This window comes from Ruegeria sp. (assembly GCF_028066395.1).
Taxonomy (GTDB): Bacteria; Pseudomonadota; Alphaproteobacteria; order Rhodobacterales; family Rhodobacteraceae; genus Ruegeria.
Map to the genome: position 1 here is coordinate 54,073 of NZ_JALCBM010000017.1, position 7,060 is coordinate 61,132.

The 7,060-nt window shown below is 62.8% G+C and carries 7 protein-coding genes and 1 pseudogene; 4 read left to right on the plus strand and 4 right to left on the minus strand.

Annotated features, from left to right (window positions below; translation table 11 throughout):
* Together MPJ51_RS07855 and MPJ51_RS07860 are read left to right on the plus strand one after the other, a co-directional pair.
* On the plus strand, window positions 1-594 hold a 594-nt coding region (locus tag MPJ51_RS07855), incomplete at its 5' end, for a site-specific DNA-methyltransferase (protein WP_298384269.1).
* Between the two features lie 139 nt (window positions 595-733).
* Complete coding sequence (locus tag MPJ51_RS07860) at window positions 734-2,110, plus strand: adenylate/guanylate cyclase domain-containing protein (RefSeq protein WP_298384272.1); 1,377 nt, start codon at window positions 734-736, stop codon at window positions 2,108-2,110.
* 84 nt (window positions 2,111-2,194) lie between these two features.
* On the opposite strand, the gene MPJ51_RS07865 is transcribed toward MPJ51_RS07860, so the two are convergent.
* A complete protein-coding gene (locus MPJ51_RS07865; protein ID WP_298384275.1) occupies window positions 2,195-3,328 on the minus strand; it encodes an alkane 1-monooxygenase in 1,134 nt (377 codons plus the stop codon).
* Between the two features lie 58 nt (window positions 3,329-3,386).
* Entirely contained in the window at window positions 3,387-4,442 is a 1,056-nt protein-coding gene (gene mutY / locus MPJ51_RS07870; protein WP_298384278.1) for an A/G-specific adenine glycosylase, read from the minus strand.
* 81 nt (window positions 4,443-4,523) lie between these two features.
* On the opposite strand from mutY, the gene MPJ51_RS07875 reads away from it, so the two are divergent.
* The gene (locus MPJ51_RS07875) at window positions 4,524-5,030 is read left to right on the plus strand and encodes a DciA family protein (RefSeq protein ID WP_298384281.1); all 507 of its coding nucleotides are present in this window, start codon (window positions 4,524-4,526) and stop codon (window positions 5,028-5,030) included.
* A 14-nt stretch (window positions 5,031-5,044) separates the two neighbouring features.
* Window positions 5,045-5,707 (plus strand): DsbA family protein, encoded by a 663-nt coding sequence (locus tag MPJ51_RS07880; RefSeq protein ID WP_298384284.1) that lies wholly within the window; start codon window positions 5,045-5,047, stop codon window positions 5,705-5,707.
* A 41-nt stretch (window positions 5,708-5,748) separates the two neighbouring features.
* Here the strand turns inward: MPJ51_RS07880 and lpxK are convergent, their stop codons facing one another.
* Window positions 5,749-6,747: a tetraacyldisaccharide 4'-kinase gene (gene lpxK / locus MPJ51_RS07885; RefSeq protein ID WP_298384287.1), complete on the minus strand. Its 999-nt coding sequence runs from the start codon at window positions 6,745-6,747 to the stop codon at window positions 5,749-5,751.
* A pseudogene (locus MPJ51_RS07890) lies at window positions 6,734-7,060 on the minus strand (3-deoxy-D-manno-octulosonic acid transferase); the annotation flags it as partial. The gene lpxK and the pseudogene MPJ51_RS07890, both read right to left, overlap by 14 nt.

Below are 7,060 nucleotides of genomic sequence, written 5' to 3' on the forward strand. Positions count from 1 at the left end.
GTGCAGATGCGCAGCGACTGGGTGCTGCCGATCTGTACCGGCCATGAACGTCTGAAAGATGAAAACGGCGACAAAGCGCATCCGACGCAAAAGCCGGAATCGCTGCTGCATCGGGTGCTGATCGGCTCGACCAATCCCGGCGATGTGGTGCTGGACCCGTTCTTTGGCACCGGCACGACCGGGGCCGTGGCCAAGATGCTGGGTCGCGAATTCATCGGGATCGAGCGCGAGGAAAGCTATCGCAAAGTCGCCGAGAAACGCATCTCGAAAGTGCGCAAATTCGACCGTGAGGCGCTGGAGGTCAGCGCCAGCAAACGCGCCGAACCGCGCGTGCCCTTTGGCCAGTTGGTCGAACGCGGCATGCTGCGCCCGGGTGAGGAACTTTATTCCATGAACCAGCGCCACAAGGCCAAGGTGCGCGCGGATGGGACGCTGGTGGGCGACAACGTCAAGGGCTCGATCCATCAGGTTGGCGCGCATCTGGAAAACGCGCCGTCCTGCAATGGCTGGACTTACTGGTGCTTCAAGCGCGAGGGCAAGACAGTGCCGATCGACGTGCTGCGCCAGCAGATCCGGGCCGAGATGCACAACTGATATTACCAATACCGCCGGTGCCTGTGGCCTGACACATGGCACTTAGCCTTGCCCCGCCGATCATACGGCGGGGTCTTTTGTTTTCGGCCCGGGAATGATTGCATGGGCGCGCGCCCTGACAGCATGTGAGAGACAGTCCATGACCGAAACCACTGCCCGCCGACCCCGCAGAAGCCTCTTTATCACACAGCCCGACGTCGTGGATTTGGACAACAAATACACCGAGGCCGCGCTTCAGCGGCACAAGCGTGAAGGTCTGGAACTGGCCGTGCGCGCCCGTTGGGTGGCGATGGGGTTGACCGGGGTTTTGCTGATCTTCCTGAATCCGGCGTGGGAGGTGCTGTGGTATCACTTCATCCTGCTGCTGATCTGCGCCAATGGCTGGCTGATCCGCCGCGCAGGCCGGGTCGGCCAATCGCGAACCGAGCTGTTATTGATCTTCGTCGATCTGCTCATCATGACGCTGGGGATGATCGTGCCCAACCCGTTCAGCGATGATGTGCGACCTCTGGCGATGCAGTACCGGTTCGACAATTTCCAGTATTTCTTCATCATTCTGGCCGCTGGGACGCTGGCCTATTCCTGGCGCACGGTGATTGCTATCGGGTCGTGGACCACGATGATGTGGACCGCAGGCTGGGTCATCGCCTGGTGGGTGGCGACGCCGATCCCGGGGATCAGCGAGCGGGTGGCCGAGGCGCTGCGCGGGTATCCCGACGTGGCCGAGCTTCTTGATCCGAACAGTTTCATGCCCTCGCAACGCATTCAACAGGTCATTGTCTTCATGATGGTGGCGGTCACCATGGGTATTTCGATGCAGCGCCTGAACCGCCTGCTGTTGTCGAATGCGGGGTTGGAACGGGAACGGGCCAACCTGTCCCGTTACTTCTCTCCCAATGTGGTTGAGGAACTAAGCCAGAATGACGAGCCGCTGAAACGGGTGCGGAAAGAGAATGTGGCGGTTCTGTTCATCGATATCGTGGGCTTCACGAAATATGCCGCCGGGCGCGATCCTTATGAGGTGATCGAGGTGCTGCGCGGCTTTCACGCCCGGATGGAGAGCGAGGTCTTCCGCCATCACGGCACGTTGGACAAATATCTGGGCGATGGGCTGATGGCGACCTTTGGCACGCCGGTCACCACGCCTCTGGACGCCAGTAACGCGCTGGCTTGCGCGCGGGCGATGGTGGATGTGATCGACCGCTGGAATCTGGATCGCCGCCGGGCGGGAGAGGCTGAGATCCATGTGGGGATCGGGCTGCATTACGGCCCGGTCGTTCTGGGCGACATCGGCGCAAACCGGCTGGAATTTGCGGTGATCGGAGACGCGGTGAATGTGGCCGCCAAGCTTGAGGCACTGACCCGCGATTTCAGCGCGCGTATCGTGGTCAGCGACGCGGTGCGGGCGCAGGTGGCTGAGGAGTCTCCGGCGGAAGATGCGATGGCCGGGTTTGTTGCTAAATCCGGCCAGAGTGTTCGCGGCGTTGAAGCGCCGATGGATATCTGGGTTTTGTAGGCCGGGGTGCTCCCGCCCGTTTGCAACGCATCAAAGATGCATTGAAACCGGTTGGGCCGGGCAGCGCGCTGGCGCGCGCTGCGGTCACGTGCGGGGCTGGGGGTTTTGTGCTTTGTTGTAGGGGCGCCAGTCGGTGATCTCGGGGTAATACTGGCGGCGCCAGGCGCGGACGCGGGGGTTCATGACGCGTCGCCAAAGGGGCGGGATCATCGCCGCGATGGTCATGACCGGATAGCCATAGGGCAGTTGCGGCGCGGCGTCCTGAGTGTGGTGTTGCAGCAGCGGAAACCGTCGGTTCGGTTTGTAATGGTGGTCCGAGTGCCGTTGCAGGTTGATCAGCAGCCAGTTCGACGCCTTTTGTGAGGCATTCCACGAATGGCGCGGGTGGACATGTTCGTATTTGCCCTCGCCCAGATATTTGCGGGTCAGGCCGTAATGTTCCACGTAATTCACCAGTTCCAGCTGCCAGATTGCGGTGCCTGCCTGGATCAGGAACAGGGCCACGCCCGACCAGCCTCCGATCAATAGCGCCAGCAGCAGCATTGCGCCTTGCAGCGCCCAGTAGCGCCAGAAGGGGTTGGCGGGATCGGTCCAGGGCCGGTCTTTGCGGGCCAGTTTCTTGCGCTCGGCCCGGAAGGATGACAGCAGGCTTTGGCGCAGCACGCGGGGGTAGAAGCGGTGGAAGCCCTCGTTATAGCGCGCTGTAACCGGGTCGCGCGGGGTGCCGACATGGCGGTGGTGGACCAGCAGGTGTTCAGACCGGAAATGGGAATAGAGCACCATGGCCAGAAGGATATCGCCCAGCCAGCGTTCCAGACGTCCTTTCTGGTGCATCAGCTCGTGGCTGTAGTTGATCCCGATCGTGCCCGAGATCACGCCCATGCCGAAGAACACGCCGACCCTCTCTGCCGTGGACAGGTCGGATCGGGTGACGAACCAGATCAGACCGAATAGCGTGAGGAACTGGATCGGCGCCCAGAGGTTGGTCAGCAGGATGTACCAGCGCAACCCGACATCCGGCGTATCGGGATCGGCGTTTTCCAGATTCAGCCCGGTCAGGTGATCCAGCACGGAAAAGGCCCACCATGTGGACAGCGGCACCAGCAGCACCCACCAGTCCCCGGCCAGCGACGTGACCCAGATCAGCGGGATCAGCAGGTAGGAGATCCAGAAGGGCAGGGCGGATTGCCAGCGGGACAGGGTGTCTGACGGGATCATCGGTCGGCTCCGAATACGTGGCACAACCTAGACAGGTCCGGGTGGGATTCACAATGCACTAATGGTCGCGCCAGAGGTCATATGCCTTGCGCATCACCGTCGGCAGATCGCTGGGACGAAAGGCGTGCTTGTCCATGACAATCAACTCATCCGGTTGCGTCGTATTCGGCAGCGGGGCGGTCCAGATGCGCAGGATCAGGTGGAAATGGGTGAAGGTGTGGCGCACTTCGCCCGGCAGGGGCTGCCAATCGGCGGGGAAGGGCGGTGCCTCAGACGGGGTCTCGGACCAAACAGACCCGGGCCAACCCAGCATTCCGCCCAGCAGGCCTTTGTCCGAGCGGCGTTGCAGCAGCAATGCGCCATCCGCGCGTTGGGCGATATAGGCATGGCCGTGACGGGTCGGTTTGGGGCGCTTGGGTGATTTCCGTGGGAGTTCGGATTGCGTTCCCGCAATCCGGCCCCGGCAGGGATCGCGCAAGGGGCAGATGCCGCAGGCCGGGGATTTGGGGGTGCAGATCGTGGCGCCCAGATCCATCACCGCCTGCGCGTAATCCCCAGGCCGCTTGGCCGGTGTCAGCGCAGCCGCCCGGTCCTTGAGCAGCGGTTTCGAACCGGGCAAAGGATCGTGGATGTCGTAAAACCGCGCCATGACGCGTTCGACATTGCCATCCAGTACCGTCTCGGGCCGGTCAAAGGCGATGGCGGCGATGGCGGCGGCGGTGTAGGGGCCGATGCCGGGCAGCTTTAGCAGCGCGTCATAGGTGTCGGGGAATTGACCGTCATGATCCCCTGCAACAACCCGCGCGCATTTCAGCAGGTTGCGGGCGCGGGCATAATAGCCAAGTCCGGCCCATTCGCCCATCACCTGATCATCCGGCGCGGCGGCCAGCGCCATCACATCCGGCCAGCGGGTGGTGAAGTGAAGGAAATAGTCGCGCACGGCTGCGACGGTGGTCTGTTGCAGCATCACCTCGGACAGCCAGACGCGATAGGGATCGGGAACCACGCCTGCCGCGCGGTCGGCCGGGCCAACCCTCCACGGCATGTCGCGCGCATGGTGGTCGTACCAACCCAACAGGGCATCGCTCACATCAAAATCACCTATGTCACGCAAGTTTTATTCATCTCCCTGTCGGGTTTCGCTGGCGCCTGTCCGTATGGCCCTTACAATAGCGGCGCAGGAGTTGGAAACCAGATGCAGCGCAGACGTTCCTCGACCCGCGGGTTCAAACGCACCGCAACTTTGCTGAATGATCAGATCAGACGCGCCGGTGAAAGCCGGGGCTTTGCCGTGTCGCGCCTGCTGACCCATTGGGCCGAGATTGTGGGTCAGGACATCGCCGCCATCGCCCGGCCGGTGAACGTGGGCTATGGCAAGGGCGGGTTTGGCGCCACGCTGACGGTGCTGACCACCGGTCCGCAGGCCCCGATGCTTGAGATGCAGAAGGAACAGCTGCGCGACAAGGTCAACGCGGTCTATGGCTTTAACGCCATCAGCCGCGTGCGCATCACCCAGACCGCTCCGACCGGATTTGCCGAGGGGCAGGCCAGTTTCGACCACAAGCCGAAACCAGCCAAACCCCAGATACCACCTGAGATTGCAGCCGAGGCAGACAAAGTGTCGCGTGACGTTCATGATACGGATTTGCGCGCCGCCCTTGAACGTCTGGGCCGCAACGTTTTATCCAAGCAGAAACGCTGAGAAAGGGCTGAGTAATGAGCCGTATTGCAACCGTAATCTGTGCGGCTGTCGCCGTAGCCGCTGGCGGCTATTGGCTGACGCTGTCGAATTCCACCCCCTCCTATCCGCTGATCAGCAGCGCCGAGGCGCAGGAGGCCGATCTGGACACCTCGACCATCGTCGAGATGGTTCAGGGGGCCGAGGACGCGCCGGTCGAGATCATCGAATATGCCTCCTACACCTGCCCGCATTGCGCGAATTTCCACAATGGGCCGTTCAAGCAGTTGAAGGCGAATTTCATCGACACCGGCAAGGTGAAGTTCATCTATCGTGAGGTCTATTTTGACCGCTATGGCCTTTGGGCTTCGATGGTTGCGCGCTGCGGCGGGCCCGAGAAGTTCTTTGGCATCTCCGACCTGATCTATGAAGGCCAGTCCGAATGGACCCGCGCCGGTGGCCCGGCCGAGATCGTGGATGAGCTGCGCAAAATCGGACGTCTGGCCGGGATCGACAATGACCAGCTAGAGGCGTGCCTGCAGGACGGCACCCGCGCCCAGACGCTGGTCGCCTGGTATCAGGAAAACGCCGAGCGTGACGGCATTCAGGCTACCCCGTCTTTCATCGTGAACGGCAAATCAGTCTCGAACCAGTCCTACGCCGATTTCAAGGCGCTGATCGAGGACGAGCTGGGCAACTGATCCGTCCTTAACCGGTCCCTTCGTGGGCCGGTTCCACGGTGTCAGGATGAGGGCGCGACCTGCGCCAGCATCTCTTTCACCCTGTCAGCATCTTGAACGGTCAGGCGAACCGGCAGCGTGATCACCTTGCTGCGAAAAGCCGGAGGCAGGCGCACCGCGTCTTTTTCCGTGGTGACCATCTGAGCGCTCAGAGCCTTGGCTTCATTTTCCAGCCGCGCCATCAGCGCCGGGGTCAGGGGTTGGTGATCGTCCAGCGCCTCGGCCCGTAGCAGACGGGCTCCCTGCGCGCGCAGTGTTTGGAAGAACTTCTCGGGATAGCCGATACCGGCGAAGGCCAAAACCGGGGTGTCCTGCCAGTCCATCCCGGTTTGCAAAGGCTGTACCGCGCCAATGGCGTGGGGGATGGTTAGGCTGTCTGCCCAGATCTCGGCAAATTCCGCCTGCGCCTCTGCTTCGCCCAGCGACAGCACCAGATCGGCCCGTTGCAATCCGGTGGCCACGGGCTCTCGCAGGGGGCCAGCGGGCAGGCACAAGCCATTGCCGAACCCGCGCGCGGCGTCCACCACGATGATCGAGAAATCCTTGGCAACAGCAGGGTTCTGAAACCCGTCATCCAACACGATGACCGAAGCTCCGTCGTCCTTTGCCGCTTGCGCCCCGGTGGCGCGGTCCTTGGCGACCCAGACATCGGCAAAGGCCGCCAGCAGCAGCGGTTCATCCCCGACCTGCGCGGCGGTGTGTACCCGGGGATCGACCCGCACCGGCCCCTCCAGCGATCCGCCATGGCCGCGGGTGACCACATGGGGCGTGTGCCAGCTATCTCGTAGTTGCTCCAGCACCCAGATTACGGTGGGAGTCTTGCCGGTGCCGCCTGCGTTCAGGTTGCCGACGCAGATCACCGGCACGCCCGGTGCGTAGCCTTGGCCAGAGGCCACCCGCCGCGCGGTCGCCGCCGCATAGACCCGGCCCAGCGGAGCCAGGAGCCGCGCGCGCAGGTCCAGCCGGTCAGGTCTGGTGTTCCAGAAATCAGGTGCGCGCATCTTTGGCTCTCCGCCGGTCCAGAATGTCCTGCACCATCTCTACCATCTGATCGGATTGCGGGGCACCTTCGGTCACCACTTGCCACCCGGCCAATGCCATATCGGCGCAGCGATCCGGGGCCAGCATGTCGACCACCGCATCGCCCAGCTCGGTCGCGGACCTGATGGAGACCGCCGCATTTGCCCGCCCCAGCCGGTCATAGCTGTCCTTGTACCCGTGAACATAGGGCCCATGCACCACCGCCGATCCCAGCGCGGTCGCAATCAGCGGATCGCGCCCGCCCGCGCCCCGGTCCAGCGAACTGCCCATGAA

Excerpts from the sequence above, each read along its gene's own strand:
- MPJ51_RS07860 (WP_298384272.1), top strand. The coding sequence starts at position 734 with ATGACCGAAACCACTGCCCGCCGACCCCGCAGAAGCCTCTTTATCACA.
- MPJ51_RS07865 (WP_298384275.1), bottom strand. The coding sequence starts at position 3,328 with ATGATCCCGTCAGACACCCTGTCCCGCTGGCAATCCGCCCTGCCCTTC.
- MPJ51_RS07875 (WP_298384281.1), top strand. The coding sequence starts at position 4,524 with ATGCAGCGCAGACGTTCCTCGACCCGCGGGTTCAAACGCACCGCAACT.
- MPJ51_RS07880 (WP_298384284.1), top strand. The coding sequence starts at position 5,045 with ATGAGCCGTATTGCAACCGTAATCTGTGCGGCTGTCGCCGTAGCCGCT.
- lpxK (WP_298384287.1), bottom strand. The coding sequence starts at position 6,747 with ATGCGCGCACCTGATTTCTGGAACACCAGACCTGACCGGCTGGACCTG.